This window comes from Selenomonas bovis DSM 23594 (assembly GCF_000381005.1).
Lineage (GTDB): Bacteria > Bacillota > Negativicutes > Selenomonadales > Selenomonadaceae > Selenomonas_C > Selenomonas_C bovis.
Map to the genome: position 1 here is coordinate 19,698 of NZ_KB908389.1, position 26,769 is coordinate 46,466.

Here is a 26,769-nt window from a genome sequence, read left to right on the forward strand (position 1 = left end):
GAAGAGGTTTTTAGGAGGAATACCAGCGATGACGCAGGGCAGAAGCAAGGTCGGCATCATGGGCGGCACGTTCGATCCCGTGCATACAGGACATCTCGTGCTCGCGGAGGATGTGCGCGACGCGTTCGGCCTCGACGAGGTGATTTTCATCCCGTCCGCGAACCCGCCGCACAAGGGCGGCAGCGCGAGCGTCTCCGCGGAGCACCGCTATCTCATGACCGTGCTCGCGACGGCGGACAATCCGCATTTTTCCGTCTCGCGGCGCGAGCTCGACCGGCAGGGGCCGAGCTACAGTCTGCTCACGGTGAAGGAGCTGCAGGAGCGCTACGGCGGCAGTACGGAGTTCTTCTTCATCACGGGCTCGGACGCCATCAACGAGCTCGACACCTGGTACCATGTCGACGAGCTCCTCGCGCGCTGTCATTTCATCGTCTCGGAGCGCGAGGGTGTGCCGCTCGACGAGGCACGGCTCGCGCGGCGGTTCGGCAGGCTCGCGGCTGAGCACATTCACCGCCTCGCGACGCCGGAGCTTGAGATCTCCTCTACGGATATCCGCGCGCGGCTCGCGCGCGGTGCCTCCATCCGCTACCTCGTGCCCGCGCCAGTCGCGTCCTATATTGAGAAGGAAGGGCTGTATCGATGAACGCAAAGCTATCGTATGATGAAAGGAAACAGTTGCTCGCGGCACGTCTCAAGCCGTCGCGGTTCCGTCACTCCCTCGGCGTGGCGGAGACGGCGGCGCAGCTCGCCGCGCGGTTCGGCGTCGACGTGGAGGCGGCGCGCACGGCGGGCCTCCTGCACGACTGCGCGCGGGAGTTCCCGAACGAGGCGATGCGCGCGGAGGCGGACAAGCGCCAGATCCCCTATGGCCCCATCGAGCGCGCGATGCCGCTCCTCCTGCACGCCTATCTCGGCGCGGTGCGCGTGCGCGAGCTCTATGGCGTCGACGACGATGCCATCTCGCAGGCCATCTACCGCCATACGGTCGGTGGCCCGCAGATGACGCGCCTCGACAAGATCATCTGGTACGCGGACATGATCGAGCCGTCGCGCGACTATCCGGAGGTCGAGATGCTGCGGCGGCTCGCGCGCGAGGCGAGCCTCGATGAGATGCTGCTCATTGGTCTCACGGAATCCATCAAGTTTGTGGCGGCGAAGGGACATCTGCTCCACCCGCACACCATCGAGGCACGCAACGAGCTGCTGCTCCGGGGCGTGAAGCTGCCCGTATGAGCCGCAGGGAGGAAGGGCAGCCCGTGAATCGCACGCGCGAGAATATCCGGCGCAAGCGGAAGCTCCTCGCGCGCAAGCGGCGCCTGCGACTGCTGCGCTTCTGTGTCTTCCTGCTCGTCTTCGGTATCGTCCTCGTCGTCCTCGGCTTCCTCTGCATGACGCTCTACCATTGGGGCTCTGGCATCTATGCGGAGTATCAGGTGCGACACGAGACGTATCTCGCGCGGCGGGAGGCGCGCGCGGGCGAGCTCGACCCGCGCTTTGACGGCTATACGAACGTGCTCGTACTCGGGCTTGATGACGGCGCGGGCGGCCCTGAGACGGCAGACGGGCGCGCCGCGCGGCAGGCGGACACGCTGCTCCTGCTCTCCGTGGAGAATGAGACGGGGCGGCTGCGCATCGTGACGATCCCGCGCGATACCTGGGTGCCCATCCCGGACTCCGCCTATGAGGATCGCATCGGCACGCTCTACGGGACGGGCGGCGCGCCGCTCGTCGTGCGGGCGACGGAACATCTGCTCGGCGTCTCCGTCCACCAGTACGTCGCCGTGGACATGCAGACCTGCGCCGACATCATCGACCTCCTCGGAGGTATCGACCTCTACGTCGAGAGTGATATGGACTACGACGACCCGGAGGCGGATCTTTCCATCCATCTCAAGCAGGGCTACCAGCACCTCGATGGCAAGCAGGCGCAGGAGTACCTGCGCTACCGTGGCACAGACCTCGGCGACGTCGGACGCTCCGAGCGCCAGCAGCAGTTCGTCAAGGCGCTCTATGAGGAGGTCATGCGCGTGCGCACGCTGACGAAGCTGCCCGCCATCGCCGAGATCCTCCAGACGCGCGTCGAGACGAGCGCGGAGATTTTCGACTCGGCGCATCTTGCGAACGTCCTGCGGCAGATGAGCCGTACGGAGCCTGAGACGTGGATGCTGCCGGGATCGCCCGCCGAGAGCGACGACACCATCTGGCTGCCGGAGACGCAGGCCATCGGGGAGGGGGTTGAGAAGCTCTTTCCAGAGATGCAGACACACATTGATGATGAATGAAATACCGCGCGGCAGACATGTCTGACGCGGAAAAGGCATATCGATATCACCCATAGGAGGGATTTTTTTGACAGTCGAAGCAATGAAAGAGGCCATCTGCGCCGCGGCCTCGGAGAAGAAGGCGCGCGATATCGTGACGATGGACATGCGCGAGCTCACGCCGACGACGGACTATTTCGTCGTCTGCTCGGCGAATACGGCGACGCAGGTGCGCGCCATCGCGGACAACATCGAGGAGAAGCTCGCCGAGAGCGGCGCGCATTTCCTGCACAAGGAGGGCTATCGCGAGGGCGAGTGGATCCTCATGGATTATGGCGACGTCGTCGCGCACATCTTCCGTCAGGAGGCGCGCGAATACTACGCGCTCGAGCATCTCTGGGCCGACGCGGCGCTCACGCCGTACGAGGACTGAGCATGGAACGCGGGATGAGGCGGGGCGGTGCGCCGCTGCCGCAGCGGGAGGCAGGCGCGGTGCGTACCCGCCGCAAGTATCAGCCGAGCACGGTGGCGACGCTTACCGTCGCGCGTCTCGGCGAGATGGGCGCGTTCCTCGACGCGGAGACGGGCAGCACGCATGATGACATCCTGCTGCACAAGACGCAGCAGACGGCGCCCGTTGCTGTCGGCGACCGCGTAAAGGTCTTCCTCTACAAGGATCCGAAGGGGCGTCTCACGGCCAGCATGCGCGTGCCGAAGATGGAGGAGGGGCAGATCGCCCGGCTCAAGGTCATCAATGTGAGCCGGGATGGCGCGTTCCTCGACGTCGGCGCCGAGCGCGGCATCTTCCTGCCCTACGCGGGCATGCGAGGCAGGCCGCAGATCGGCGAGACGGTCTGGGCGAAGCTCTACACGGATAAATCCGGCCGCCTTGCCGTCACGATGGAGGTCGAGGACGAGATGCGCCGCGCCTCCGCCTCCGCCTGCGGCAAGGTGCGCGTGGGCGACCATGTGACGGGGGCCATCTACAACTACACGGACGCGGGCGCGTTCCTCTTCAGCGAGGAGCGTTACATCGTCTTCATCGCGAACAAGGAGCTGCCGCCGCGCGAGGAGCGGCCGCGCGTGGGCGAGATCGTCACGGCGCGCGTGACCTTCGTGCGCCGCGACGGCCGCCTCAATGCATCGCTGCGCGAGGCGAAGGAAAAGGCGCTCGAGACGGACGCCGCGCGCATCCTCGAATTGCTCGCCGTACGCAAGGGCAAGATGCCGTACAGCGACAAAACCTCGCCAGAAGTGCTGCGCGACAAGTTCGGCATCAGCAAGGCGGCGTTCAAGCGCGCGCTCGGACACCTGCTCAAGGAGGGCCGCGTCTACGAGGCTGACGGCTGGACGTATCTCAAGGACATGCCGCAGGAAACGCCGCAGCCGCCAGAGGACGGCGGGACGCTCGCGCGTGGATAGTTTTTTTCGCAGAAAGCAGGAAATGCGCGCTTCGTCGCGAATAAAAAGAAATAACAGAAGTAATCAGTTAGGTTGGAGTTTGCTCATAGGGAAATGCGGATGGGCTGATGCACGCGTCAGCGGCTGCATCTGCGTTTCCATGAATCCAAGATGGGGGCGATCGAATGGCAGCAGAAACGTCAGGAGATAAGAAGGGAATTCTTCTCGAAACGGGAACGAACGAGTTCGAGATTGTCGAGTTCAGCATCGGCAAGGTGCACTATGGTATCAATGTTGCCAAGGTGCGCGAGGTCATCACGCGTGCGCCGGTCACGGCGATGCCGCAGGCGCATCCCTATGTCGACGGGCTCTTCACGTTGCGCGGCAAGGCGATTCCGCTCGTCAATCTGCCGCGCTGCCTCAACGTGCAGACGGATGAGGAGCCGAAGAACATCATCGTGACGGAGATCAACAACTATAATATCGGCTTCCTCGTCGGCAATGTCTCGCGCATCCACAGGATCTCGTGGAAGGACATGGAGCCGGCGCCGGAGGTCGGCGACCAGTCGCGCGTCGTCGGCATCGTAAAGATGAAGGATCGCATCGTGCTGCTGCTCGACTTCGAGACGATCATCGCGGAGATCAATCCGGAGATCAACGCAAAGCTCACGACGTTCGAGGATGCGGCGGAGGATGTCAAAGATAAGCGCTCGGACGTGCACGTCGTCGTCGCTGAGGATTCGCCGATGCTGCGCGACCTGCTCGTCACGACGCTGCACGAGTCCGGCTATCGCTTCGTGCGCGATTTCGGCAACGGCCAGGACGCCTGGGATTATTTGCAGGGGCTCGCGGCGAAGGAAGGGCCCATCGAGGATCATGTCCGCATCATCGTCTCCGACGTCGAGATGCCGAAGATGGATGGTCATCGCCTGCTCAAGCTCGTGCGCAGCGATGACCGCCTCAAGGACGTGCCGTTCGTGCTCTTCTCCTCACTCATCAGTGAAGAGATGCGCATCAAGGGCAATCAGCTCGGTGCTTCTGGGCAGATCTCGAAGCCGGAGATCAATCAGCTCATCGACCTCCTCGACAATCTCGTCTTCGGCAAGCCGCTGAAGAAGGATGAGGATGAGGCGTGAGTTCAGCAGACTAGTGTCAATCAGAGGTGCTTTCCTCTTCATGGAGGGAGGCACCTCATTTTGTTGGTAGTTTCTTGGCAGGAATAGACTGTCGTACGTAAGGATTCTTTCAAAGCATCCAGTGGTCAGGAAAATCTCCCTGACAGGGTGTTGCAGTGAACCGCTCCGTGCGACAGTCTTTTTTGCTGCCCATGTTCGCCGGATCGTCGATGAAGTTGACGGCGCAAAAGGAAACGACCCTGCGCATCTGGCAGGGTCGTTACGTGGTGATTGACATTCAATCTGTACCTCTTTATTCATTTGTCTGCCGACAGCAACTCTCGAGTGAAGCTGCAGGCTTTATGCGATGTCTCGCGAAACAATTAACACATCGAACGACTGGAACAACAGCCGACATCGGCAGGAACTAGGGAACGATGGGCTAACGCGGATGCCTCGGAACCTAGGAAACCGGAAGCTCCGATAGAAAGGAACACGGCGTGGGCATTCTCACGGTACTCTGACAGGCGTGCGATTTCATAACTGCCATATAGCTTCGAGTGCGCCCGGCGCTGAGAGGAGGCTCAGCATCGTGACGACTTACAATGCCTCGATGGCGTTTCGTCCTTCAACTGTGCACCCTATACGTCAGAGGGGAGCGAAAGAATGGTGAACGTAATCTGCAGAATCATCCACATCCTTTCCTAACATTGCTGTAAATCACATCGGTATTTTCAGGAGCACGAGAGACTATATCGTGTAGATCAATCTCCTGCGGATGGGGGATACCGCTTTGCTCCGCCCCACCCACGCGATATAGGCTTTGATGGGAAACCCATTCGTTACAAGGAAGAGAGCCTATTTCGGCGGGCACCTGCCGAGGACATCGCCCTCTAGGACTCCGCCCCCTCGGTGGTTTGCTCTTCTCTTCTTGCACCTTTAGTATAGCATGAAGGAAGATGAAATACAACCTATCTGCTGAATTTTTTCGATGTTTTTTGTATTTATGTATTCTGTTTTTTGCATACAGGGACAGGGGCGCTGTCCGCATTTCTCCGCCGCAGCGGTGCAGTGTTTCCTGCAAATCTGCGCTTTCATTCCCCGGGGGAAGTATTGTATAATGAAACGAGAATGTGGATGTGGAAGCGGGTTGAAGGATGGAGGCTGAAAGATGAAACGATTGATTGTGATCCGCGGCGGCGGCGAGATGGCGACGGGCATCGCGCTGACGCTGCATACAGCGGGATTTCGCGTGCTCATGCTCGAGCGGGCGCTGCCGTCGGCGACGCGGCGTGAGGTGACGTTTTCTGATGCCGTCTATGATGGGAAGAAGACCGTGGAGCGCGTGACCTGTACGTTCACGAAGAGCAAGAAGGAGGCGGAGAAGCTCCTGAAGAAGGAGGAGATCGTCATGATGGTCGATCCTGCGGCGACATCGGTGGCTGATTTCCACCCGCAGGTACTCGTCGATGCGATTCTCGCGCACAAGAACCTCGGTACATCGCGCGCGATGGCCAAGCATACGATCGCGCTCGGACCGGGATTCTGCGCGGGGCGCGATGTGAACGCGGTCATCGAGACGATGCGCGGGCACAATATGGGACGCATCATCTACGAGGGATATTCCCTGCGCAGCGAGAAGGAAACGAGCGCGGAAATCGATGTGGATGAGACACGGGAACATATCATCTTCGCGCCAGCCGCAGGGCGCATCGAGTCGCTGCGCAGCATCTCGTTCCTCGTCAAGAAGGGAGAATCGATCGCCCATATCCATGCGGGTGGCGGCATCGTGGAGGTCAAGGCGCCTTTTGATGGCGTGCTGCGCGGCATCATCCACGATGGCTATGAGGTCTACGAGGGCATGAAGATTGCGGATATTCATCCGACGATGACGCAGGGCGAGTGTTTTACAATGTCCGACAAGGTGCGCTGCGTCGGCGGCTCGGTGCTCACGGCTGTCATGCACTGGGAGGCAGGGAACTTCAAGCGCCATCATCTGCTGCCGGTCTGAGACGGGCGATGGGAGCAGGATTTCTCGAGGCACTGCTGGCGTTACTTTTTCCACCGCGCTGCCCTGCCTGCGGCTGCTATGTGGAGGCGCGCGGCGGCTGGTGTCCCGCCTGTCTGCGCGCTGCGCTGCGCGTCCGCCGTCTCGTCCTCACACCCGCGCAGCGCGGCGTGCTCGCGGCTGGCTGGACGCTCGGCGTCTACGAGGGGGCGCTGCGCGATCTCGTGCGCGGGTTGAAATATCAGGGCAGGACGGAGCACCTCTATGCCATCGGGACGTTCCTGCGCGCGGCGGCACCGATGCTTTGCCGACTGCTGCAGGAGGATGGCGGTGCACGGCAGCTTGGCGCGCGTTTCGATGCGGCGGCGGCTGTGCCGCTCCATGCGTCGCGCGAGCAGCAGCGCGGCTTCAATCAGACGGAGCGCATCTTCGCGGCATGGCTCGCGGGCGAGGGACTCTCTTTGGAGCGCCTGCTCGTGCGCGTGAAGGAGACGCGGCCGCAGTATGGGCTGAGCCGCGAGGAGCGCGCGCGGAATCTCGAAGGCGCTTTCGCGCCCGCTGCGGGCGCGGCGATTCGCGGCAGGCGTATCCTGCTGCTCGACGACATCTTTACGACCGGTACGACCGCGCTGCACTGCGCCGAGGTGCTGCGCGGCGCTGGCGCGGCACAGGTCGCGGTGCTGACGCTCGCGAGTGGTCAGAATCGTTGATTGATCTGTGGGAAAAGAGGAAGTCATCATGAAACTTGCACTGATTGGAACGGGAAAGATCATCGCTGACGCGCTCGTTGCGCTGCAGCCCGTCAGGACCATCGAGCGGCAGGCTATCTTCGCGCGTCCGCACAGCCGCGCGAAGGGAGTGGCGCTCGCCGCGCAGTACGGCATCGCGGCGGTCTACACCGACTACGCGGCGCTGCTCGCGCAGTCGGATATTGACACGGTCTACATCGGCCTCGTGAACAGCGCGCATTTCTCCTACGGCAAACAGGCGCTCGAGGCGGGCAAGAACGTCATCATGGAGAAGCCATTTACGGGTACGCTCGTGGAGGCGCGGGAGCTCGTCGCACTCGCGCAGGAGCGTGGCCTCTATATCTTCGAGGCCATCACAGTGCTGCACACGCCCGTGTTCCAGAGGATGCGCGAGGGCCTGCCGCGGCTCGGCCGGGTGCGCATGCTGCTCGGGAACTACTCGCAGTATTCCTCGCGTTACGACGCCTACCTCGAGGGAGAGGTATCGCATGCCTTCGACGCGGCCTACCTCGGCGGCGCGCTCCGCGACATCAATGTTTACAACATCCATTATGCGGCGGCGCTCTTCGGCCTCCCACGCGCTGTGCATTATTATCCGAACCGCGGCTTCAACGGCATCGATACCTCAGGGACGCTCGTCATGGAGTACGATGGCTTCTCCGCCGTCTGCACGGGCGCGAAGGACTCCGATAGTCCCTGCTATCTTTCCATCCAGGGAGAACAGGGCTGGATGAGGATCGGCGGCAAGCCCAACGTCGCGCCCAATCTCACGCTTTCCTGTGCCAGAGAGGGCGTGGACGGCGTGACGCGCGACGCGGCCGGAGCCGTCGTGCGCGGGACGGAGACGGAGACGTTCGTGCCGGGGACAGGGGAGCACCGCATGACGCAGGAGTTCCGGGACTTCGCGCGCATCGCCGACACGGGAGATCGCGCGGAGGCTGACCGGCTCGCGGCGGAGACGCTGGCCGTCATGCAGATCATCGAGGACGCGCTGCAGGATGCCTGAGAGGCGCGCCGCTGCTGTCTGCCATCCCGCGCTGATATGGCTGCTGCACGCCACGACGAAAAGCGTCTCTTCTGAGTGATGGACATAAGAGAAAAACTTGTAACTTTGTATACAATCCATTATAATAGAAAGACAAATGCTTTTTCAGGAGCGTGCGTTTGTCGGCTTCTGAACTATGCAGATCAAGGGGAGGCAGATATTTTGTTGATGAATGGCGCGCAGGCGGTACTGGAAAGCCTGAAGAAAGAGGGCGTCGACGTCGTATTCGGCTATCCGGGCGGCGCGGTGCTGACATTATATGATGAGCTCTACAAGATGAAATTCCCGCATGTGCTCACGCGGCACGAGCAGGGAGCCGTCCATGCGGCGGACGGCTACGCGCGCGCGACGGGAAAGGTCGGCGTGGTGTTCGCTACGTCGGGCCCGGGCGCGGCGAACCTCATCACGGGCATCGCGACGGCGAACATCGACTCCGTGCCGCTCGTCTGCATCACGGGGCAGGTGGCGAATCCCTACATCGGCAAGGATTCATTCCAGGAGGCGGATGTCTGCGGCATCACGACGCCCATCACGAAGCACAACTACCTCGTGAAGGACGTGCGCGAGCTGCCGCGCGTGATGAAAGAGGCATTCTTCATCGCGCGCACGGGGCGTCCCGGTCCTGTCGTCATCGACGTGGCGAAGGACGTCTTCGCGGCGCAGATCGACTTCTCCTATCCGGAGCAGGTGACGCTGCGCGGCTATTCGGGCGAATATCCGACGGATGCGGCGGCCATCGACGAGGTCGTGCGGCTGCTCGACGCGGCGGAGCAGCCGCTGCTCTTCGTGGGCGGCGGCGTGACGCTTTCTGATACCTCGGCGCTCGTGCGCAAGCTCCAGAGCGGCCTCGGCGCGCCGGCCGTGAGCACGCTCATGGGGCTCGGCTGCATCGCGGACGGCACGGAGGGATTCCTCGGCATGGCGGGCATGCACGGTGCCTATGCCGCGAACATGGCCATCCAGCAGTGCGACCTGCTCCTCTGCCTCGGCATGCGCTTCAGCGACCGCGTGACGGGCAAGGTCACGGAGTTCGCGCCGCACGCGAAGGTCGTGCATTTCGAGCTCGACGTGGCGGAGTTTAACAAGAACGTGTCGGCGGACGCCGAGGTGCCGGGGGATCTGCGCGCCTCGCTGCCGCTGCTCATCGAGAAGCTCGAGGCCTCGCCGACGGACTACCGCGAGCAGTTCCAGTCGTGGCTGCGCCATGTCTCCGCGCTTGCGGAGGCGCATCCCTTCTCCTACACAGCGCGGGAGGACGCGATCCAGCCGGAGGCGCTCATCGAGAAGGTCAGTGCGCTCTCATCCGATGATACGATCGTCGCGACGGATGTCGGCCAGCATCAGATGTGGGCGGCGCAGTTCTACGCGGAGCGCCGGCCGCGCCAGTTCATCACGTCGGGCGGCCTCGGCACGATGGGCTTCGGCCTGCCCGCGGCGCTCGGCGCGAAGATCGGCCGTCCAGACCAGCCCGTCGTCCTCATCTCCGGCGACGGCAGCATCATGATGAACTGCCAGGAGATGGCGACGCTCGCCGACAACGACATCGACGTGAAGATCATCGTCATCCACAATTTCATCCTCGGCATGGTCGGCCAGTGGCAGCGCCTCTTTTATAGCCACCACTATTCCCAGTCCGAGCTCAAGGGCAAGACGGATCTCGTGAAGCTCGCGGAGGCCATGGGCATCCGCGGCTACCGCCTCACGGAGCCGGAGGAGCTCGAGACGCGCCTGCCTGCCATTCTCGCAGAACCGGGCGCGGCGCTCATCGATGTCTACGTGCCGGAGGAAGAAGACGTCCTGCCGATGGTACCGGGCGGCAAACGCCTCGATCAGATGGTGCTGGGGAAAGGAGCAAAGAAGAAATGAAGAAATTCCTGCTGGCGGTCCTCGTCGACAACAAGCCGGGCGTGCTCACGCATGTCGCCGGACTCATCAGCCGCCGTGCGTTCAACATCGAGAGCATCTCCGCGGGCTACACGGAGGAGCCGGATATCACGCGCATCAACATCGTCGTCTCCGTCGAGTCGGAGAACGAGCTCGCGCAGGTCGTGAGCCAGCTAGGCAAGCTCATCGATGTCATCAAGATTGTCAATCTCTCCCTCACGGACTCCATCGAGCGCGAGCTCGTTCTCATCAAGGTCAAGGCGTCAAAAGCGTCGCGCGCCGACATCATCAACGTCGTCAACATCTTCCGCGCGAACATCGTCGACGTGACGCCTGAGGATGTTGTCATTGAGCTTACGGGCGGCGAGAGCAAGATCGACGCGCTCTGCGAGGTGCTCGAGGAGTACGGCATCATCGAGATCGCGCGCACGGGCGCGATCGCGCTCTCGCGCGGCCCTGTGCCGGTCAAGGCGATGTGAGCTGCGGAAAGTCTGAACGGCAAGTGCCATGCCGACGGGGATTCTCTGCGGCATGGAGAAAAAGATCATACGAGCAGAGCACTGCGCAGAGCGGTGTTTCTGAGCCCATGCGGATGGCGTCAGTCTCCTGTGAAAGGAGTCTGCTGTCATCCGTTTTATTAAGATAGATTATCATTGACAATAAAGCAGCGGATGGTTAGAAAAGTAGGTGAAATGATTATGCATATCATTTCAATTTCAGAAAGAGAAGTCAGAAGGGAGGATGTTCCATGTTCCAGAAAACAGATTTTTGAATCGGCCTTGCTGCAGGTGCGGTCGCTGGCATCTTCGGCTATCGGTTCATGCAGGAGCGTGAGCAACAGCTCGTGCAGATGCAGCCGGCTGCGCCGACGTCTGAGCTGCCGCTCGCTGAGCTCCAGCGTCAGAAGGAGGAGCTCGAGGACCTCATCGCAGCGCAGGAAGCGAAGCAGAAATAATTCCGCGAGGAAAGGCTGAGTAGGCAGCGCCTCCAGGCTCCGAACACAGGAGGTGGGCCGGGAAGGGATGCTGAGGCTCATGGCGCGCTTAGAACAGCAGTCCGGCGCGCCGGATGCCCAGCGTCTGTTCCCGGCTTTTCTTCTATGTGTGGTCGTCATAACACGGCGACGCTCGCCGTCGTCCTCAACAGCTGCCGCATCCTGCGCCTGCAGGCGCCCGGAGCACTGCGGCGGTGCAGATGGTGAGACGCCGGAGAAAATATCGCGCCAAAGCAGGAAAATCGCTTTTCCTGTCGAATATTCCCTAAAAGACAGCAATGAAGCGACAGAGGGAGTGTCGACTATGGTAGCAAAGATGAAGAACTGCCCATCGTGCGGGCGTATTTTCGTGCCGATGAACGCGACGCAGCGCCTGTGCCCCGACTGCATGGAGAAGCTGCGCGAGAAGGAACATGAGGTGGTCGAGTACGTACGCGACCATCCGAAGATCAAGGTCAACGAGCTCATCGAGGCGACCGGAGCGCCAGAGTCGATGATCAAGCGCATGATCCGCGAGGGACGGTTCATCCAGGTCGGCGTGCGCATGACGTATCCGTGCGAGAAATGCGGCGCGCCCATCACGCAGGGGAAGCTCTGTATAAAATGTGCGGAGGCGCTCAAGAACGAACTGCAGAGTGCAGCTGCAAAGATCGTCGCGGATCGCGATGCGAAACGCGTCCCCGCGAAACGTGACAGCCAGGAGCATGCGTCGGCGTTCCGTTCCGAACGCGACCGCCAGGGCGGCAACGCGGTCAGTAAGCGCTACCGCGGCCTGCATTGACCATACCAAGGCATAAAATGCCGTAAGCGGAAGAACGAGAGAGAAAATAAAAGATAACGTGATATAACGGCGAAAAAGCAGGAGTTAAGTCTCCTGCTTTTTCTGTCGATACCTCTAACAGAAGAATCAAGGAAGCGCTGATTAAATGAAGTGCTTCCTCAAGGAAGCGCTGAGGCAATCGGTGCCTTTCCTGCAGCGGCCTCTATGCGGGGGAATCCCAGTCAGTCCGCTGCCTATGCAAGGTGGTGAAAACATGATCGTAAACAACAACATCCAGTCCGTCACGACGCTCTACGGCTCCGCACAGGCGGCACACGCCTATCGCAGCAAGGCGGCGGGCAAGGCCGCGCAGCAGGATGAGGTCGTCATCTCGGAGGCAGGGCAGAGTTTCAGTGATATGCTGCAGAAACTCCGCAGCGGTGACGAGGTGCGTCAGGAGAAGGTGGACGCTTACACGCAGGCTATCGAGAACGGCACCTACCATGTCGATGCCAAGGACATCGCCGCGAAGATGCTCGGCCTCATGATGTGAGGAGTCACCGCGCTTCGGCGGTTCCTTTAGGGGACGCGGCATGACCGCGGCAGGACAGGAGAGACAGCATGTGGCAGGAACTCATTGAGACACTCAACGAACTCAACAAGACATACTGCGCGCTCATCGCGCTCAGCGAGAAGAAGCACAAGGCTCTCATCGTCATCGACCTCAAATCCATCGAGGCCGTGAATGGGGAGGAAGCGAAGCTCACGCAGCGCATCCGCGCACTGGAGACGAAACGGCAGAAAGCCCTCATCGACCTGGCTGTGGAGAACCGGGCCATCACGAAAGATACGAAGATGAAGGATCTCGCCCGCTTCGCTCCGACACCGAACCACAGGCTGCTCATCGAGAAACTCCACGCCGCGCTCGACACCTCGACGAAGCGCGCGCAGGAGCTCGCTGAGAACAACCGCGTCCTCATCGAGGGCGCGCTTTCCGCTGTGACCTATCATCTGAACCGCATCGGCGGCACGAAGGTGGAGCCGACGTATGGCAGCGGCGGACAGGAGGTGCTCTCGCATGGCAGGAACTTCGAGTACGACGCCTGAGCTGCTCCAAGAGGGCGCGGGACTCCTCAAGCAGGAGCTCCTGCTCGGCACTGAGGCACTGCAGGCGGCGCAGCAGCTGCGCGCCCTGCTGCGGGAACGCACGCCCGGGCAGGCGATGCCCGAGGCACTCGGGCAGCTCGAGCGTGTGCTCGGGCAGCTCACGCAGCTCAGCCGCAGGCTCGATGACTTCTTGGCGCGGACGGGCGCAGCACGCCTGACCGCTTTTTTTACGGCGCAGCCGCCCTCGCAGCTGCGAACCGGCGCGCTCGCGCTGCTCGCACGCGCCACGTCACAGCAGCGCGCGCTGCGGCGCGAGCTCGCGGGGGCACAGGCGCTACTCGCGCAGGGCAAGGCGTTCGCGGACTTCCATGTGAACATCATGAACCAGACTGTCGCGAGCGACACTTACACGAAGCCGGGCGGCGAGTCTCCTGAGCTCCTGCGCGGCCGCAAGATGTTCGACGCGAACGTCTGAGCGGTGCGGGAGTGATTCCCGGGCATCGATTTGACGGAATAACACAGCAAGGAAAAGGTGATCTATATGCGTTCCACATTCGCAGGGCTCAACACGATGGTGCGGGGCATCTACGCGAACCAGCTCTCCCTCTATACGACAGGGCACAACATCACGAACGCCGGGACGGAAGGCTATTCGCGTCAGAGCGTCAATCTCGCCGCCACGCGCGGCCAGCAGGTCTCGTCCATCTATGGGCAGGTCATGGTCGGCACGGGCGTCGACTCGACCTCTATCGAGCGTGCACGCAATGTCTACGCGGACAAGCAGTACTGGTCGGAGACGGCGCAGCAGCAATACTACAAGACGCAGCAGACGAACTATGACAAAGTCGAGGCCATCTTCAACGACTCGGGCAACACGGGCGTTAAGAACGCCCTCACCGAGTTCTACAACGCGTGGAACGACCTCTCGACGAACGCCTCGACCGCGAGCAACCGCACGGCCGTCATAGAGAAGAGCAACGTGCTCGCCGACCGTATCAAGACGGCGTCGCAGCAGCTGCAGGCGCAGATCAATGCGCAGTATGATGATATGCGCCTGAGTGTCACGCAGATCAACGACTATACCGACCAGCTCGTCAAGCTCAACCAGAACATCATGACGACCGAGGCGACGGGCGCGAGCGCGAACGACCTCCGCGACCAGCGCGACCTCATCGTCGACAACCTCTCGAAATACATGAACCTCAACGTCTATGAGGATGAAAAGGGCATGTACTCCGTCGTCTCGAACGGCATCACGATGGTGAACGGCATCAACAAGCTCACGCTCGAGATGTCCGAGCCGCAGATGAACAAGACGTACGGCATCAGCGACTACACCGTCAATATCAAGGAGTCCGGCATCGCCTACATCCCGATGAACGGCAGCATGAAGGCGCAGATGGACACGATTGCCGAGGACAAGGGCTACATCGACAAAATGGCGAACATCGCGGGCTTCCTGCTCACGACGTTCAATACCGTGCACCAGCAGGGCGCGGGCATCGACGGCACGGACAGCAGCCTTGGAGATGACGATGGTACGGCGACCTACAAAGGACCGTCGTATGGGCGGAATTTCTGGGGTGATGACAACACGCTCTATACCTGGGATGCTGCGAATCAATGCGTCCAGGCCACGCAGATGAAAGATATCAAGCGCAGACTGACCTATGCGGAAAAGACAGATGCAGACGGCAAAGCGCTTAAGGACACAGATGGCAACGTCATTTATATGCCGCAGGTTACGATTACCGGCACCAAGGTTGACACGGGAAATAATCTCAAGGGCATCAACATCATCAACGCGCTCCAGGTCAATACGGCAATCACCGCGGTTGGTGGGCAGAGTCTCATCGCGGCGCGCACACTCTCTGTCGTGCAGGCAACCGATGACAATGGCAAATTCAAAACTGATGCATCAGGAAAGCCTGTCTATGACGTGACGGTCAACGGCTCAGGCGATGGCACGAACGCGACGAATGTCGCGTCGCTCGTGAACATGGGGCAGTATAACGGAGAAAAGGATTCCTCCGTCAACAATACGTCGTATCAGGCGTACAGTGGGGGCAATGTCATCAGCTCCGCCTATGTGGCTTATCAGGAAAGCGGTGCGACGACGTTCCTCATGAACATGCAGGATAAGAAGGCAGAAAACAATATGACGAGCCGTTCCCTCGATACGAATTCCGTCAACGCCTATTACTCTGCGGCTGTCTCCCAGCTCGGCAGCGACTCCGAGTCGCTCGATGACAAGGCGGATGCGCAGGATGATCTCATCTTGCAGATCACGAACTGGCGCTCCTCAACCTCGGGCGTTGACTGGAACGAGGAGCTATCGAACATGATCATGTTCCAGAAGGGCTACAGCGCCTGCTCCCGCTGCCTGACGACGATGGACGAGATGCTTGACAAGCTCATCAACTCCACAGGCATGGTCGGCAGATAATCAGTCACAGAGGTGAAAAAAATGGCAATCAGAGTCAGCAGCAACCAGATGGTCTACAACTATAAAAAGCAGCTCAACGACGCGAACAACCGCAAGGACAAGCTCATGGAGCAGGGCGACGGCAACAAGCTGCACCGCCCGTCCGACGACTCCGTCGCCTATACGAAGTACCTGCGCTACGACACCTCGGAGCAGGAGAACGAGCAGTACCAGAAGAATGTCAGTACGGGTATCTCGTGGATGAAGGCCTCAGACTCCGCACTCGTCTCCATGACGGACATCCAGACGACGTTCAAGGAAAAGACCGTCGCGGCCGCGAACGGCGACAAGACGAATGAGGACATGGCCGCCATCGGCAAGGAGATGGAGGCGGAGATCCAGGAGCTCGTCTCCCTCGGCAACACGCAGCAGGGCGACCGCTACATCTTCGCGGGGCAGAAGGACACGACGCAGCCGTTCTCCCTCTCGGACAAAGAGGTCGAGCGCGGCCTCGCCAAGACGCTCTCGGAGAAGGCCTCCAACTATTTCAGCGGCAAGAACGGCGCGGAGGACATGGGCACGGTCAAGCAGATGCTCACACTTACGGGAACAACGGGGACGGGAGCAGATGCAAAAACCGAGACCTATTATCTCAATACGAAGGACGGCTACATCTATACGAAGGATTTCGTAGAGAATGGCTATCAGCAGAAGATCGCGCAGAACGCCAATGCGAAGGTGGATCCGACAAAGGATGCCGTTGGCCTGCTCGATGGCTGGACGGGCAGCAAGGACGTATCGGAGTATTTCAAGAATACCGGCGAAATCATCAAGACGCCGCAGACGGATATGAAAGCGACGAATGTCGGGACGGGCAACGTCGCGGGTGTAAAATTTACCTTCGCCACCGTCGAGCAGAAAATCGCCACTTACCAGGGCGATAATAAACACATCTCGATGACAAAGAAGAACGGCACGACGGAGCCGACGTCCGACACGGTCAATGTCACGGGCCCGGAGATCTGGGGCACGGACATCTTCGATGACGCAAGCTCCGGCAACGCACCCTCCGGCACGGCGATGCTCAACGAGATGCTCACGGTGCAGAAGCAGGTCACGAGCGCGGATTTCTCCTGGCTCTCGGACGACGGGCAGACCATCTCCGACCAGGCGCACGCGACGACTGTCACGACAGAGACGAAGCTCGGCGCGCGCCAGCAGCTCTACAACTCCGTCGCGACGATGCTCGACAACCAGAACGTCCTCATCAAGCAGGATGTCACGGATGTGAGCGCGGTCGATGTCGCGGCGCTCGCGACGAAACTCATGGAGGAGCAGACCGTCTACAACATGAGCCTCGCGCTCGGCGCCCGCATCCTGCCGCAGTCGCTCGCGGACTACCTGAGCTGAGGTGGCAGCAGATGAAGCTGGCAGCTTGATGTGCTTTTTCTGAACGATTTGATGAAATTTGCAGGGACAGCAGGAATCCGCCAGGGAGAAGGTGAATCATACCATGTTGCGATTGAACATCCGCACGACGCAGCCGATGATCGGCATCCACACACGCCTCGGGCAGCTCGAGGCGCACGCGACACCCGCGCGGCTTTCGACAGAGAACCGGCAGGCGCGCTCGAACAAGGGGTGGACGCAGTGCCGCGTGGACATCGACAGCTACCCGAGCCGTCACAGCTACGGCTATGACAGCCACGGCGACTTCGCCAAGGAGCACGGGCAGCAGGGACTCAGCGATGTGCAGCAGGCGACGTCCGGGCATACGGCCGAGGCGTGGCAGATCATCGACAACGCCGCCAGGCCCGGCACGAACATGATTCACCAGCATTACGCCAGCCAGATCACGGATTTCATCAACAAGGGCAAGAACCGCCACATTGTGGCGGCGCATATCCCCGCCCCGACCATCACGGTGCACCAGAGCGAGCTCACGGGCACCATCGATCCCGGGGACGTGACGGAGCACGTGGACACGGATGCCTTTGCCCAGACGCATTTCACGCCGGGGCAGGTAGAGACCTATCTCAAACAGAAGGGATCCGTACATCAATGGGTCACGGAAGACCGCTACGATATATACGCCTAGGCAGAGCCTGGCGTGATTGGGAGGCAGACTATGAAAACAATCCATACCGTGCGTTTCGGTGACTTCGAGGTCGAGGAAAAGAGCATCGTCCATTTCGCGCAGGGCATCCCCGCGTTTGAGGACGAACGCGAATTCGTCCTCATCCCCTATGACGCGGAAAGCCCCTACCTGTTCCTGCAGTCCTGCCAGACGCCGGATCTCGCGTTCCTCATGACGAGCCCGTACCTCTTCTTCAAGGATTACGAGTTCGAGATCGACGACGCGACGGAGAAAAAGCTCGGACTCGAGAAACCAGAGGATGTCGCCGTCTACGTGCTGCTCACAATCCCCGGCGGCAGCATCAAGGATATGACGGCCAACCTCATGGCGCCGGTCATCATCAACCAGAACACGCTCGACGCCGTGCAGCTCGTGCTCGAGAAGAGCCCCTACCAGACGAAGCACCGCCTGTTCCAGCAGGACGGCGCCGGGAAGGAGGCGCGCTGATGCTCGTACTCACCCGCAAGCCCAAGCAGCAGATTATGATCGGTGATGACATCGTCCTCAACATCGTCGAGGTGCAGGGCGACAATGTCCGCATCGCCATCGACGCGCCGCGCTCGGTCAAGATCTACCGTGGCGAGATCTATCACGCCATCCAGGAGGAGAACAAGCAGGCAGCCGCCCCGGTGCCGATGGACATCGACCTCAAGAGCGCGCTGCCGCGGTGATACGCATGGCAGGCGATTCCCAATCGCGAGGCGCATATGGAGCTGCGCCCTGGGGATTTTGCAACGAAATCTAGTTCATGGACTGACATCATCATATCTACGGAGGGATATCAAATGATTGGAAAAGTACAGGACCTTGTCTCGGCCGCCGTCGTCATCGGCGCGACGGAGTCAACGCCGGGCATCAATGAAACGGCAGCGCCTGAGGCCGCCTCGTCGACGGCGAGCCAGGATCAGCAGACGCAGCAGGATATGGCGGAGACGCCCGCGGCCTCGCTCGACATCCTCAGCCAGGTCAAGAATGCCGCCAACACCGCAGACGGCGCGCAGGACGGCAAGACGGACAAGGACAAGCAGGACGGTGATCTCGACAAAAAGCTCGACGAGAAATCCGTGAGCTACATCACGGAGGAACTCAACAAGCTCATGAGCCGCATCAACTGCAACCTGGAATTCCAGTATCACAAGGAAGTCGATATGATGTCGGTGAAGATGCTCGACAAGAAGACGGGCGACGTCCTCAAGGAGGTCCCGCCCGAGTCGCTCATCAAGCATATGATCAAGGCCAAGGATTGGCTCGGCGCCTTCCTTGATAAGACGGTCTGACCGCGAAAAGGAGGAAGCACTATGTCAACGAGAGGAATCTACGGACTCTCCGGCTCCGGCATCGACGTCGACTCGATGGTCAAGGTCGGCATGATGACGAAGCAGAGCCAGTACGATAAGATGTACAAGCAGGAAGTCAAGAACGAGTGGCTCAAGGAAGCGTACAGCGATCTCTACGGCGATCTCAACACGTTCAACACGACGACGCTCTCGAGCTACAAGATGAGCTCGAAGACGAGCCCGATGCTCGCCTCGAGCTCCGCCTCGACGGTCGCGACGGCGACGGCGAACGCCGATGCCGCCTCGATGTCGCATACGGTCAACGTCTCGGCGCTCGCCTCGAACGCCTATCTCTTGACGGGCGAGGAAAAACTCACGCGCGCGAATGCGAGCGACAGCGCGAAGACGAGCATCTATCTCAAGGATATGCTTTTTACTGAGGCCCAGCAGACAGATCTCCAGAGCAAGTTCAAGGCGGACAGCACGCTCGGCACGCAGACGCTCGTGAGCTTCGACATCGCGGACGGCACGGGCGCGAACGCCACGTCGAAAACCATCTCGTTCACCTATAACGACATCTTCTCGAGCGGGCAGACGCTCAACGACCTCGTCTCGAAGATCAACGCCTCGGGCGTCAACATCAAAGCCTCGTTCGACAACACGAACGATGCCTTTTCCCTCTATCAGAAGACGGGCGGCGAGGCCAACAAGATCATCCTCTCCGTCGCCAATGACGGCTCGGATGCCTCGGCCAACGGCAAGACGCTGCTCGGCAACCTCAACCTCCACAGCGTGACGAACACGACGGATGCAAACGGCAACCGCACGAGCACGCTCTCGTCAAGCGAGATCAACCTCAATGCCGTGACGACGGGCACGAGCGAGGTCGGCGGCACGCAGGCGTCCTATACGAGCGCGACGAAGACGACGCGCGACGCGTTGCTCTCGACGCTCTTCAAGGCGCAGGACGGCAGCAAGTCCGCAACGTTCACCGTCAATGGGAAGACCGTCACCATCGACGATGTCACGACGAAGAAGGTCAGCGATCTCATCGATGCCATCAATGGCAGCGGCGCCGGCGTCACAGCGTCGCTCGCGTCGGACGGGCAGCTCACCGTGGCCTCGAATGACAATACCGCAAAAGTGACCTTCGGCGTCTCGAGCAGTGCGACGGACGCCGCATCCACGAACGGGCGCTCCCTGCTCAACGGGCTGAACTTCGTCTCGGGCAAAGAGCTCACGGCAGATACTCACGGTGCTTCGACTGCAGGCACGAGCGCGACCGCGACCATCGACGGCAAGAAATACACGTCAGACACCGGCAAGGTCACGGTCGGCGGCGTCACCTACACGCTGAACGCCATGGGCGCGGCGACCGTCTCCGTATCGCAGGACACTGACACGCTCGTCAAGAACGTCCAGTCGTTCGTCGACGACTACAACAAGATGATTGACGCGCTCAACACGAAGTATTACGAGAAGCAGTACAGCGACTACGGCGTCCTCACGAAATCGCAGGAAAGCGCGATGACGGCCGACCAGATCACGAAGTGGAACGAAAAGGCGAAATCCGGCCTGCTCTACCACGACCAGACGCTCGGCAAGGTCATCAGCTCTATGCGTCAGGCGCTCTACACGCCCGTCGACTCCGTCACCAGCAACTACAACACGATGATGTCCATCGGCATCACCTCCTCGACGGATCAGGGCCATATCAGGCTCGATACCGACAAGCTCAAGAAGGCGCTCGCCTCCGATCCTGACTGCGTGCGCCAGCTCTTCGCGAGCAGCGGCGACGTCACGACGACGGACGCGGACGGCAATCAGAAGACTACGACCGACTACAACAAGGAGGGCGTCCTCAACCGCATCTCCGACGCGCTCCACACGAATCTCAAGACGATGAAGAGCTACGCTGGCAGCTCCATGGAGACTGCCGATGGCAGCACGCTCGGCACGCTCATCGAGAACCTCAAGACGAAGATGTCGGACTTCAAGACGCAGATGGACGCATTCGAGAATGCGCTCTATGACAAATACGACGCGATGGAGACGGCCATCCAGCAGCTCAGCACGCAGCTCGGCTACATCACGGGTGGCAACTGAGCATAGCATAGCGCGTGGCGGTGGTGCCGCGGCTCTTTCGGACATGGCGAACACAGGAGGAATCACGAATGGTAAACAATGCGGCTGAGGCCTACAAGCGCCAGCAGATCATGACAGCGACGCCGGAGGCACTGACGCTCATGCTCTACAACGGCTGCCTGAAATTCATCGACGAGGGCATCCAGGGCGTCAAGGAGAAACAATGGGAGGCGGCGAACAACTCCCTGCAGAAGGCGCAGAGCATCATCTCGGAGTTCCGCATCACGCTCGACATGGACTACGAGATCTCACATCAGCTCATGCCGCTCTACAACTACACCTATGACCGCCTCGTCGAGGGCAACATCAAGAGCGATGTCGCGATGCTCGAAGAGGCGAAAGGCATCATCAAGGAGCTGCGGGACGCTTGGGCGCAGGCGATGAAGAAGGCGCGTAAGGAAAAGGGCACGCAGGGCGTGCAGAACGGCAGCTACGTCGGCTGAGACGGCAGGCGGAAGGAGCATCTACATGAACGAACAGGCAGCACAGCTGGCGGCGGCGCGCCGTGACTGGCAGCTCTACCATACGCTCTCCGAGGAACTGCTGAAATTCATCTCGCAAGAAGACATCGACGAGTTCCTCTCGCTCACGCAGCAGCGCACGGCGCTCGTCGAGCGCATGAAGAAGAACCCGCAGACGGAGGCGTATCGTAAGACCGCGGAATGCCAGGCGCTCATCGAGAAAATCAAGCCGCTCGATATGCAGCTCATCTATAAGGCGAAAAGCTGGCTCAACAAGAGCCGGCGCCAGAACGCCACCGTGCATGCATACGACCTCACAGCGGCCATCAACCCCATCGGCAACCTCTTCAACAAGCGGTACTGATGTGCGGACGGTCCATCGGCAGGCATCTTTTCCGGGTGCCTGCTTTTCCTTTACTCCGCGGAGAGAGGCTGCGATGCTCTGCCTGCAGGTATCGCGCATGTTTGGCGCGCAAGCAGGATTTTCCCGCCGTGCGGAGAATAAAGTAAGAAGAGAAACAGGAAACAAAGCAAAGGGGGGCTTTCCCAATGAAACGCTTCATGGACGAGGATTTCCTGCTCGAGAGCGAGACGGCGCAGCGGCTCTACCACGAGCATGCGGCGAAGATGCCGATCCTCGACTTCCACTCGCATGTAAACCCGCGTGAGATCGCTGAGGACGCGCGCTACCGGAACCTCGCGGAGGCCTGGCTCACGGCGGATCACTACAAATGGCGCCTCATGCGCACGGACGGTGTGGAAGAGAAATACATCACGGGCGGCAGGGCGGCAGGCCGCGACCGCTTCCAGAAATTCGCCGAGATGATGCCGCGCGCCGTCGGTAATCCGATGTACGCCTGGGTGCATCTCGAGCTCCTGCGCTATTTCCACTCGCATGTGCCGCTCTCTGGCGAGACGGCGGAGGAAGTCTGGCAGCAGGCGGGCATCGCGCTCGCCGAGCCTGATATGACGGCGCGCGGCGTGCTCAAAAAGTCGCACGTGCGCCTGCTCGCGACCGTCGACGACCCCGCGGACGACCTCAAGTGGCATGCGGCTATCCGCGCAGATGGCTGCGAGACGGCGGTGCTGCCGACGTTCCGCGTGGACGCCATCCTCGACATCGCGGCGGACGACTGGCAGAACTACATGCTCTACAGCCTCGGTGCAGCCGCCGATACGGACATCACGACGATGGAGGATGTGCGGACGGCCATCGTGCGCCGCCTTGACGCGTTCGCCGCACAGGGCTGCCGCCTCGTCGACGCTGGCGTCGCCTGCGTGCGCTACTACGAGGCGGAGGAGTACGAGCTCGACGATATCGTCGGCAAATATCTCAATGGCAAGGGCACGCCAACGCCGCTCGAACAGGAGAAATACCGCTCGGCTGTCCTCCTGCTGCTCGGCAAGGAGTGCAGCCGCCGCGGCTGGGTGCTCGAGCTCCATTACGGTGCGCTGCGCAACGTCAATACGAAGCGCTTCGCGCAGTTCGGTACGGCGGCGGGCTTCGACTGCATCTCCTCGCGCGACTCCGCTGAGGGCATCACGCGCCTGCTCGATGCGCTCGACCGCCTCGAGTGCCTGCCGCGCACCATCCTCTACCCGGCGAACCCCGCGGACAACGCCGTCATCGGCTCCATCCTCGGCGCGTTCCCCGGCGAGGGCATCCGCGGCAAGGTGCAGCAGGGGGCGGCCTGGTGGTTCAACAACACGCGATCCGGCATCGAGGCGCAGCTCACGAGCCTCGCGGGCCTTGGCCTGCTCGGCACGACCGTCGGTACGGTCACGGACTCGCGCTCGCTGTTCTCATTCCCGCGCCATGAGTACTACCGCCGCATCCTCTGCAACTTCATCGGCGGTCTCGTCGAGCGCGGCGAGTACCCGGACGACGAGAAGCAGCTCGCGCGGCTCGTCGAGGACATCTGCTACGGCAACGCCGCGAGATTTATCGGAGCCGATAAGAATCAATGAATAAGGAGTTTTGACATGCCAAAGACGAAGGAAGAACTGACCGCCGCTGCGGTGAAGGAAGCCCAGGCCGCAGAGACGAAGGCAGAAGCGGCTGGGAAGAAAGACGAAAAACAGGAGAAAAAGTCCGAGCCATCGCGCCGTGCCGCCCGCAGTGCAAAGAAGGGCGTCGAGAGCAACACGAAGGCGCTCGACTTCCAGGAGTTCCTCGTGGACAACAACATCAACGTGTTTAGCACGGAGTCGCTCGAGGACGACTACCAGACTGTCATGTTCCGCTCGCGCATCGAGGTCAAGGGACAGATCCTGCCGATGGCCATCCTCATCGACACGAGCATCTTCACGCTCATCCGCACGCAGATTGTCACGGGCATCACAGACGAAAAGCGCCCGCGCCTCGAGCACTACCTCAACGAGCTCAACGCGCAGTACAAAATCTTCAAATACTACCTGCGCGACGACGGCGCCATCTACCTCGACATCTGCCTGCCATACGTCGACGAGACATTCGACAGCAAGATGATCCAGCTCATGCTCAGCATCCTCGTACAGCACCTCGAGGCGAGCTACGACGACCTCATGGCGGAGGTCTGGAAAAAGGCATGAGCGGCGCTTGATGCGGCTGCGCGGCCGCAAAACAAAATGGCTGTCCCCACCCGATGTGGCATCGTGTGGGGGCAGCCATTTTGTTTCACGGAACACTGGCGTCATGCAGCGCTCCGCATATCTGCGCGCCGTGTCAGGCGTGCTGGTATTTTTTCTCCGTCTCGTTGATGACGCAGGCGACGGCGGCGTCGCCCGTGATGTTGAGGCAGGTGCGGAACATGTCGAGGATGCGGTCGATGCCGGCGACGAGCGCGAGGCCCTCGAGCGGCAGGCCGACGGACTGGAGCACCATCGCGAGCATGATGAGGCCCGCGCCCGGCACGCCCGCCGTGCCGATGGAGGCGAGCGTGCCTGTGAGGACGATCATCGCCATCTGGCCGAAGGAGAGGTCGACGCCGAAGACGTTCGCGACGAAGAGGGAGCAGATGCCCATGTAGACGGCGGTGCCGTCCATGTTGATCGTCGCGCCGAGCGGCAGGACGAACGAGGTGACTTCGCGCGAGACGCCGAGCTTCTCCTGCGTGTTCTTCATGTTGACGGGCAGCGTGCCTGCCGAGCTGCAGGTCGTGAACGCGATCATCATCGCCTCGCTCATGCCCTTGAAGAACGCGAGCGGCGTATGACCGCCCCAGACGCGCGCGAGCGTCGAGTAGACGCCGACGGCGTGGATGACGGAGCCGATGGCCATGCAGCCGATGACGGAGAGGAGCGGCAGCAGCACGGAGGGGCCGTTCGCCGCGACGACGGGCAGCAGCAGGCAGAAGACGCCGATGGGCGAGACGGCCATGACCATCGCGATGATCTTGTAGCAGACCTCGGCGCAGGCGTCGAAGAAGTTGATGAGCGTTTTCGCGCGCTCGCCGCCGACCTGCAGGATGCCGACGCCGACGAAGAGCGCGAAGATGATGATGGGCAGGATGTCAGCCTTGGCCATGGAGGCGATGGGGTTCGCCGGGATCATCGCGACGAGCACCTGCATGACGGACGGCGCCTTCTTGACTTCGACGGCAGCGTCGCTCGTCATGCTCATGCCGATGCCCGGATGGAAGAGCCCCGCGACGGCGAAGCCGATGAGGATGGCGATGGCTGTCGTACAGAGGTAGATGACGATGGTCTTGATGCCGATGCGGCCGAGCTTCTTCGTGTCGCCGATGCTCGTCATGCCGACGATGAGCGAGGTGAAGACGACGGGCACGATCATCATCTTGATGAGGTTGATGAACATCGTGCCGATGGGCGCAATCCACCATTTGATGAAGGGCAGCGCGTCCGGCCCCGCGATGAGTCCGACGACGACGGACAGCACGAGGGCGAGGAAGATCTTGACGGATAAATTCATAGAGACCACTCCTTTGCATGTTTTGTATTGTTGTGGCTATCTTTATTATACGTTGGAAATGAAAGACTGTCTATGGAATATTTCGTCAATTGTCAGCAGTGGGAGGAGGGAGCGCTGGCGCGGCGTCGGAAGCCTGAAAAATATTTTCCGCGGTGATTGTTTTCCGGAGGTTCCTATGATATAATGACCAACGGTGTTAGAAAAAGCATGCGGGCGGATGGCTGCCCTGTGCCGCGAAGCGGTGGCGCAGCCGATGAAGCGCGCAGAAGAAAACAACAGGAGGTGCACCAATCATGGCAGTGATTTCCATGAAACAGTTACTCGAAGCAGGCGTCCATTTCGGACATCAGACGCGCCGCTGGAACCCGAAGATGGCGAAGTACATCTTCACGGAGCGCAACGGCATCTATATCATCGACCTGCAGAAGACGGTCAAGAAGGTGGACGAGGCTTACGCGTTCCTGCGCAGCGTCGCTGAGGAGGGCAAGAGCGTCCTCTTCGTCGGCACGAAGAAGCAGGCGCAGGAGTCCATCAAGACCGAGGCGGAGCGCGCCGGTCAGTTCTATGTCAACGAGCGCTGGCTCGGCGGCATGATGACGAACTTCCAGACGATCGAGAAGCGCGTGAAGCGTCTCAAGGAGCTCGAGGCGATGGAAGAGGACGGCACGTTCGATGTCCTCACGAAGAAAGAGGTCCAGGTGCTCCGTCACGAGATGGAGAAGCTCGAGAAGTATCTCGGCGGCATCAAAGAAATGAAGAAGCTGCCGGGCGCGCTCTTCGTCGTTGATCCGCGCAAGGAGCGCATCGCCGTCGCTGAGGCGCGCAAGCTCCATATCCCCATCGTCGCCATTGTCGATACGAACTGCGATCCGGATGAGATCGACTACGTCATCCCGGGCAACGATGATGCCATCCGCGCTGTCAAGCTCCTCACGGGCAAGATGGCGGATGCGGTTCTCGAAGGTCGTCAGGGCGCTGACGGCAGCGAGGAAGCGCCGGCTGCTGAAGCGGCAAAGGACGCTGAGTAATCAGGCATAGAACCTATGACGGGGTAAGGGATGTTATCCCTTGCCTCGTTTTTTTGAGGAAA

At 60.7% G+C, this 26,769-nt stretch carries 29 protein-coding genes; 28 read left to right on the forward strand and 1 reads right to left on the reverse strand.

Annotated features, from left to right (window positions below; all coding sequences use genetic code 11):
* Window positions 1–28: 28 nt before the first annotated feature.
* The 27 genes from nadD to F599_RS0106755 all read left to right on the forward strand — a co-directional run bounded on the left by nadD (window position 29) and on the right by F599_RS0106755 (window position 24,340).
* Window positions 29–643: a nicotinate-nucleotide adenylyltransferase gene (nadD, locus tag F599_RS0106625; protein WP_019542737.1), complete on the forward strand. Its 615-nt coding sequence runs from the start codon at window positions 29–31 to the stop codon at window positions 641–643.
* On the forward strand, window positions 640–1,233 hold the full coding sequence (gene yqeK / locus F599_RS0106630; protein WP_019542738.1) for a bis(5'-nucleosyl)-tetraphosphatase (symmetrical) YqeK: 594 nt from the start codon (window positions 640–642) through the stop codon (window positions 1,231–1,233). Before nadD ends, yqeK begins: the two co-directional genes overlap by 4 nt.
* A 23-nt stretch (window positions 1,234–1,256) precedes the next feature.
* Window positions 1,257–2,282 (forward strand): LCP family glycopolymer transferase, encoded by a 1,026-nt coding sequence (locus F599_RS0106635; RefSeq protein WP_019542739.1) that lies wholly within the window; start codon window positions 1,257–1,259, stop codon window positions 2,280–2,282.
* Between the two features lie 82 nt (window positions 2,283–2,364).
* Window positions 2,365–2,694 carry a ribosome silencing factor gene (gene rsfS / locus F599_RS0106640; protein ID WP_019542740.1) on the forward strand — a complete coding sequence of 110 codons (330 nt, stop codon included), beginning with the start codon at window positions 2,365–2,367 and terminating at the stop codon, window positions 2,692–2,694.
* Window positions 2,695–2,708: 14 nt separating this feature from the next.
* Window positions 2,709–3,683 (forward strand): CvfB family protein, encoded by a 975-nt coding sequence (locus F599_RS0106645; protein WP_019542741.1) that lies wholly within the window; start codon window positions 2,709–2,711, stop codon window positions 3,681–3,683.
* A 164-nt stretch (window positions 3,684–3,847) separates the two neighbouring features.
* On the forward strand, window positions 3,848–4,798 hold the full coding sequence (locus tag F599_RS0106650; RefSeq protein ID WP_019542742.1) for a chemotaxis protein: 951 nt from the start codon (window positions 3,848–3,850) through the stop codon (window positions 4,796–4,798).
* Window positions 4,799–5,948: 1,150 nt separating this feature from the next.
* Window positions 5,949–6,788: a selenium-dependent molybdenum cofactor biosynthesis protein YqeB gene (gene yqeB, locus F599_RS13750; RefSeq protein WP_033369181.1), complete on the forward strand. Its 840-nt coding sequence runs from the start codon at window positions 5,949–5,951 to the stop codon at window positions 6,786–6,788.
* 8 nt (window positions 6,789–6,796) lie between these two features.
* A complete protein-coding gene (locus F599_RS0106660; RefSeq protein ID WP_019542744.1) occupies window positions 6,797–7,495 on the forward strand; it encodes a ComF family protein in 699 nt (232 codons plus the stop codon).
* Between the two features lie 28 nt (window positions 7,496–7,523).
* Entirely contained in the window at window positions 7,524–8,540 is a 1,017-nt protein-coding gene (locus tag F599_RS0106665; RefSeq protein WP_019542745.1) for a Gfo/Idh/MocA family protein, read from the forward strand.
* A gap of 207 nt (window positions 8,541–8,747) precedes the next feature.
* Window positions 8,748–10,445 (forward strand): biosynthetic-type acetolactate synthase large subunit, encoded by a 1,698-nt coding sequence (ilvB, locus tag F599_RS0106670; protein WP_019542746.1) that lies wholly within the window; start codon window positions 8,748–8,750, stop codon window positions 10,443–10,445.
* Complete coding sequence (ilvN, locus tag F599_RS0106675) at window positions 10,442–10,942, forward strand: acetolactate synthase small subunit (protein ID WP_019542747.1); 501 nt, start codon at window positions 10,442–10,444, stop codon at window positions 10,940–10,942. The genes ilvB and ilvN overlap by 4 nt, the downstream gene beginning before the upstream one ends.
* A 293-nt stretch (window positions 10,943–11,235) precedes the next feature.
* Window positions 11,236–11,418 carry a hypothetical protein gene (locus F599_RS14615; RefSeq protein WP_244869340.1) on the forward strand — a complete coding sequence of 61 codons (183 nt, stop codon included), beginning with the start codon at window positions 11,236–11,238 and terminating at the stop codon, window positions 11,416–11,418.
* A 343-nt stretch (window positions 11,419–11,761) separates the two neighbouring features.
* On the forward strand, window positions 11,762–12,238 hold the full coding sequence (locus F599_RS13760; RefSeq protein ID WP_019542749.1) for a hypothetical protein: 477 nt from the start codon (window positions 11,762–11,764) through the stop codon (window positions 12,236–12,238).
* 253 nt (window positions 12,239–12,491) lie between these two features.
* Window positions 12,492–12,770 (forward strand): flagellar biosynthesis anti-sigma factor FlgM, encoded by a 279-nt coding sequence (gene flgM / locus F599_RS0106690; protein ID WP_019542750.1) that lies wholly within the window; start codon window positions 12,492–12,494, stop codon window positions 12,768–12,770.
* A gap of 68 nt (window positions 12,771–12,838) precedes the next feature.
* On the forward strand, window positions 12,839–13,324 hold the full coding sequence (locus F599_RS0106695) for a flagellar protein FlgN (protein WP_019542751.1): 486 nt from the start codon (window positions 12,839–12,841) through the stop codon (window positions 13,322–13,324).
* Entirely contained in the window at window positions 13,296–13,799 is a 504-nt protein-coding gene (locus F599_RS0106700) for a hypothetical protein (protein WP_019542752.1), read from the forward strand. The genes F599_RS0106695 and F599_RS0106700 overlap by 29 nt, the downstream gene beginning before the upstream one ends.
* A gap of 66 nt (window positions 13,800–13,865) precedes the next feature.
* A complete protein-coding gene (gene flgK, locus F599_RS0106705; RefSeq protein WP_019542753.1) occupies window positions 13,866–15,770 on the forward strand; it encodes a flagellar hook-associated protein FlgK in 1,905 nt (634 codons plus the stop codon).
* A 21-nt stretch (window positions 15,771–15,791) separates the two neighbouring features.
* Window positions 15,792–17,159, forward strand: coding sequence for a flagellar hook-associated protein FlgL (flgL, locus tag F599_RS0106710; protein ID WP_019542754.1), 1,368 nt, complete (start codon window positions 15,792–15,794; stop codon window positions 17,157–17,159).
* Window positions 17,160–17,262: 103 nt separating this feature from the next.
* Window positions 17,263–17,847: a DUF6470 family protein gene (locus tag F599_RS0106715; protein WP_031584365.1), complete on the forward strand. Its 585-nt coding sequence runs from the start codon at window positions 17,263–17,265 to the stop codon at window positions 17,845–17,847.
* A gap of 30 nt (window positions 17,848–17,877) precedes the next feature.
* Window positions 17,878–18,333, forward strand: a complete 456-nt coding sequence (gene fliW / locus F599_RS0106720) for a flagellar assembly protein FliW (RefSeq protein WP_019542756.1) — start codon at window positions 17,878–17,880, stop codon at window positions 18,331–18,333.
* On the forward strand, window positions 18,333–18,557 hold the full coding sequence (csrA, locus tag F599_RS0106725; RefSeq protein WP_019542757.1) for a carbon storage regulator CsrA: 225 nt from the start codon (window positions 18,333–18,335) through the stop codon (window positions 18,555–18,557). The genes fliW and csrA overlap by 1 nt, the downstream gene beginning before the upstream one ends.
* 114 nt (window positions 18,558–18,671) lie before the next feature.
* Complete coding sequence (locus F599_RS0106730) at window positions 18,672–19,163, forward strand: flagellar protein FlaG (protein WP_019542758.1); 492 nt, start codon at window positions 18,672–18,674, stop codon at window positions 19,161–19,163.
* Window positions 19,164–19,184: 21 nt separating this feature from the next.
* The gene (gene fliD, locus F599_RS0106735; RefSeq protein ID WP_019542759.1) at window positions 19,185–21,269 is read left to right on the forward strand and encodes a flagellar filament capping protein FliD; all 2,085 of its coding nucleotides are present in this window, start codon (window positions 19,185–19,187) and stop codon (window positions 21,267–21,269) included.
* A gap of 68 nt (window positions 21,270–21,337) precedes the next feature.
* On the forward strand, window positions 21,338–21,751 hold the full coding sequence (gene fliS, locus F599_RS0106740; protein ID WP_019542760.1) for a flagellar export chaperone FliS: 414 nt from the start codon (window positions 21,338–21,340) through the stop codon (window positions 21,749–21,751).
* A 25-nt stretch (window positions 21,752–21,776) separates the two neighbouring features.
* Entirely contained in the window at window positions 21,777–22,133 is a 357-nt protein-coding gene (fliT, locus tag F599_RS0106745; RefSeq protein ID WP_019542761.1) for a flagellar protein FliT, read from the forward strand.
* A gap of 185 nt (window positions 22,134–22,318) precedes the next feature.
* Window positions 22,319–23,737: a glucuronate isomerase gene (gene uxaC / locus F599_RS0106750; protein WP_019542762.1), complete on the forward strand. Its 1,419-nt coding sequence runs from the start codon at window positions 22,319–22,321 to the stop codon at window positions 23,735–23,737.
* Window positions 23,738–23,752: 15 nt separating this feature from the next.
* The gene (locus F599_RS0106755; RefSeq protein ID WP_019542763.1) at window positions 23,753–24,340 is read left to right on the forward strand and encodes a type III secretion system chaperone family protein; all 588 of its coding nucleotides are present in this window, start codon (window positions 23,753–23,755) and stop codon (window positions 24,338–24,340) included.
* A 133-nt stretch (window positions 24,341–24,473) separates the two neighbouring features.
* Here F599_RS0106755 and F599_RS0106760 read toward each other — a convergent pair whose 3' ends face one another.
* Window positions 24,474–25,679, reverse strand: coding sequence for a dicarboxylate/amino acid:cation symporter (locus F599_RS0106760; protein ID WP_019542764.1), 1,206 nt, complete (start codon window positions 25,677–25,679; stop codon window positions 24,474–24,476).
* Window positions 25,680–25,972: 293 nt separating this feature from the next.
* Between F599_RS0106760 and rpsB the strand changes: the two genes are divergently transcribed.
* The gene (gene rpsB / locus F599_RS0106765; RefSeq protein ID WP_019542765.1) at window positions 25,973–26,707 is read left to right on the forward strand and encodes a 30S ribosomal protein S2; all 735 of its coding nucleotides are present in this window, start codon (window positions 25,973–25,975) and stop codon (window positions 26,705–26,707) included.
* Window positions 26,708–26,769 lie beyond the last annotated feature (62 nt).

What these genes read in the sequence shown, in the direction of transcription:
- F599_RS0106715 (WP_031584365.1), top strand. Translation starts at nt 17,263, where the DNA reads ATGTTGCGATTGAACATCCGCACGACGCAGCCGATGATCGGCATCCAC.
- fliW (WP_019542756.1), top strand. Translation starts at nt 17,878, where the DNA reads ATGAAAACAATCCATACCGTGCGTTTCGGTGACTTCGAGGTCGAGGAA.
- flgK (WP_019542753.1), top strand. Translation starts at nt 13,866, where the DNA reads ATGCGTTCCACATTCGCAGGGCTCAACACGATGGTGCGGGGCATCTAC.
- F599_RS0106755 (WP_019542763.1), top strand. Translation starts at nt 23,753, where the DNA reads ATGCCAAAGACGAAGGAAGAACTGACCGCCGCTGCGGTGAAGGAAGCC.
- F599_RS0106645 (WP_019542741.1), top strand. Translation starts at nt 2,709, where the DNA reads ATGAGGCGGGGCGGTGCGCCGCTGCCGCAGCGGGAGGCAGGCGCGGTG.
- csrA (WP_019542757.1), top strand. Translation starts at nt 18,333, where the DNA reads ATGCTCGTACTCACCCGCAAGCCCAAGCAGCAGATTATGATCGGTGAT.
- fliS (WP_019542760.1), top strand. Translation starts at nt 21,338, where the DNA reads ATGGTAAACAATGCGGCTGAGGCCTACAAGCGCCAGCAGATCATGACA.
- F599_RS0106700 (WP_019542752.1), top strand. Translation starts at nt 13,296, where the DNA reads ATGGCAGGAACTTCGAGTACGACGCCTGAGCTGCTCCAAGAGGGCGCG.
- rsfS (WP_019542740.1), top strand. Translation starts at nt 2,365, where the DNA reads ATGAAAGAGGCCATCTGCGCCGCGGCCTCGGAGAAGAAGGCGCGCGAT.
- F599_RS0106730 (WP_019542758.1), top strand. Translation starts at nt 18,672, where the DNA reads ATGATTGGAAAAGTACAGGACCTTGTCTCGGCCGCCGTCGTCATCGGC.
- ilvB (WP_019542746.1), top strand. Translation starts at nt 8,748, where the DNA reads ATGAATGGCGCGCAGGCGGTACTGGAAAGCCTGAAGAAAGAGGGCGTC.
- yqeB (WP_033369181.1), top strand. Translation starts at nt 5,949, where the DNA reads ATGAAACGATTGATTGTGATCCGCGGCGGCGGCGAGATGGCGACGGGC.
- fliD (WP_019542759.1), top strand. Translation starts at nt 19,185, where the DNA reads ATGTCAACGAGAGGAATCTACGGACTCTCCGGCTCCGGCATCGACGTC.
- F599_RS0106695 (WP_019542751.1), top strand. Translation starts at nt 12,839, where the DNA reads ATGTGGCAGGAACTCATTGAGACACTCAACGAACTCAACAAGACATAC.
- F599_RS0106650 (WP_019542742.1), top strand. Translation starts at nt 3,848, where the DNA reads ATGGCAGCAGAAACGTCAGGAGATAAGAAGGGAATTCTTCTCGAAACG.
- flgL (WP_019542754.1), top strand. Translation starts at nt 15,792, where the DNA reads ATGGCAATCAGAGTCAGCAGCAACCAGATGGTCTACAACTATAAAAAG.
- yqeK (WP_019542738.1), top strand. Translation starts at nt 640, where the DNA reads ATGAACGCAAAGCTATCGTATGATGAAAGGAAACAGTTGCTCGCGGCA.
- F599_RS0106660 (WP_019542744.1), top strand. Translation starts at nt 6,797, where the DNA reads ATGGGAGCAGGATTTCTCGAGGCACTGCTGGCGTTACTTTTTCCACCG.
- rpsB (WP_019542765.1), top strand. Translation starts at nt 25,973, where the DNA reads ATGGCAGTGATTTCCATGAAACAGTTACTCGAAGCAGGCGTCCATTTC.
- flgM (WP_019542750.1), top strand. Translation starts at nt 12,492, where the DNA reads ATGATCGTAAACAACAACATCCAGTCCGTCACGACGCTCTACGGCTCC.
- F599_RS0106665 (WP_019542745.1), top strand. Translation starts at nt 7,524, where the DNA reads ATGAAACTTGCACTGATTGGAACGGGAAAGATCATCGCTGACGCGCTC.
- uxaC (WP_019542762.1), top strand. Translation starts at nt 22,319, where the DNA reads ATGAAACGCTTCATGGACGAGGATTTCCTGCTCGAGAGCGAGACGGCG.
- nadD (WP_019542737.1), top strand. Translation starts at nt 29, where the DNA reads ATGACGCAGGGCAGAAGCAAGGTCGGCATCATGGGCGGCACGTTCGAT.
- F599_RS13760 (WP_019542749.1), top strand. Translation starts at nt 11,762, where the DNA reads ATGGTAGCAAAGATGAAGAACTGCCCATCGTGCGGGCGTATTTTCGTG.
- ilvN (WP_019542747.1), top strand. Translation starts at nt 10,442, where the DNA reads ATGAAGAAATTCCTGCTGGCGGTCCTCGTCGACAACAAGCCGGGCGTG.
- F599_RS0106760 (WP_019542764.1), bottom strand. Translation starts at nt 25,679, where the DNA reads ATGAATTTATCCGTCAAGATCTTCCTCGCCCTCGTGCTGTCCGTCGTC.
- fliT (WP_019542761.1), top strand. Translation starts at nt 21,777, where the DNA reads ATGAACGAACAGGCAGCACAGCTGGCGGCGGCGCGCCGTGACTGGCAG.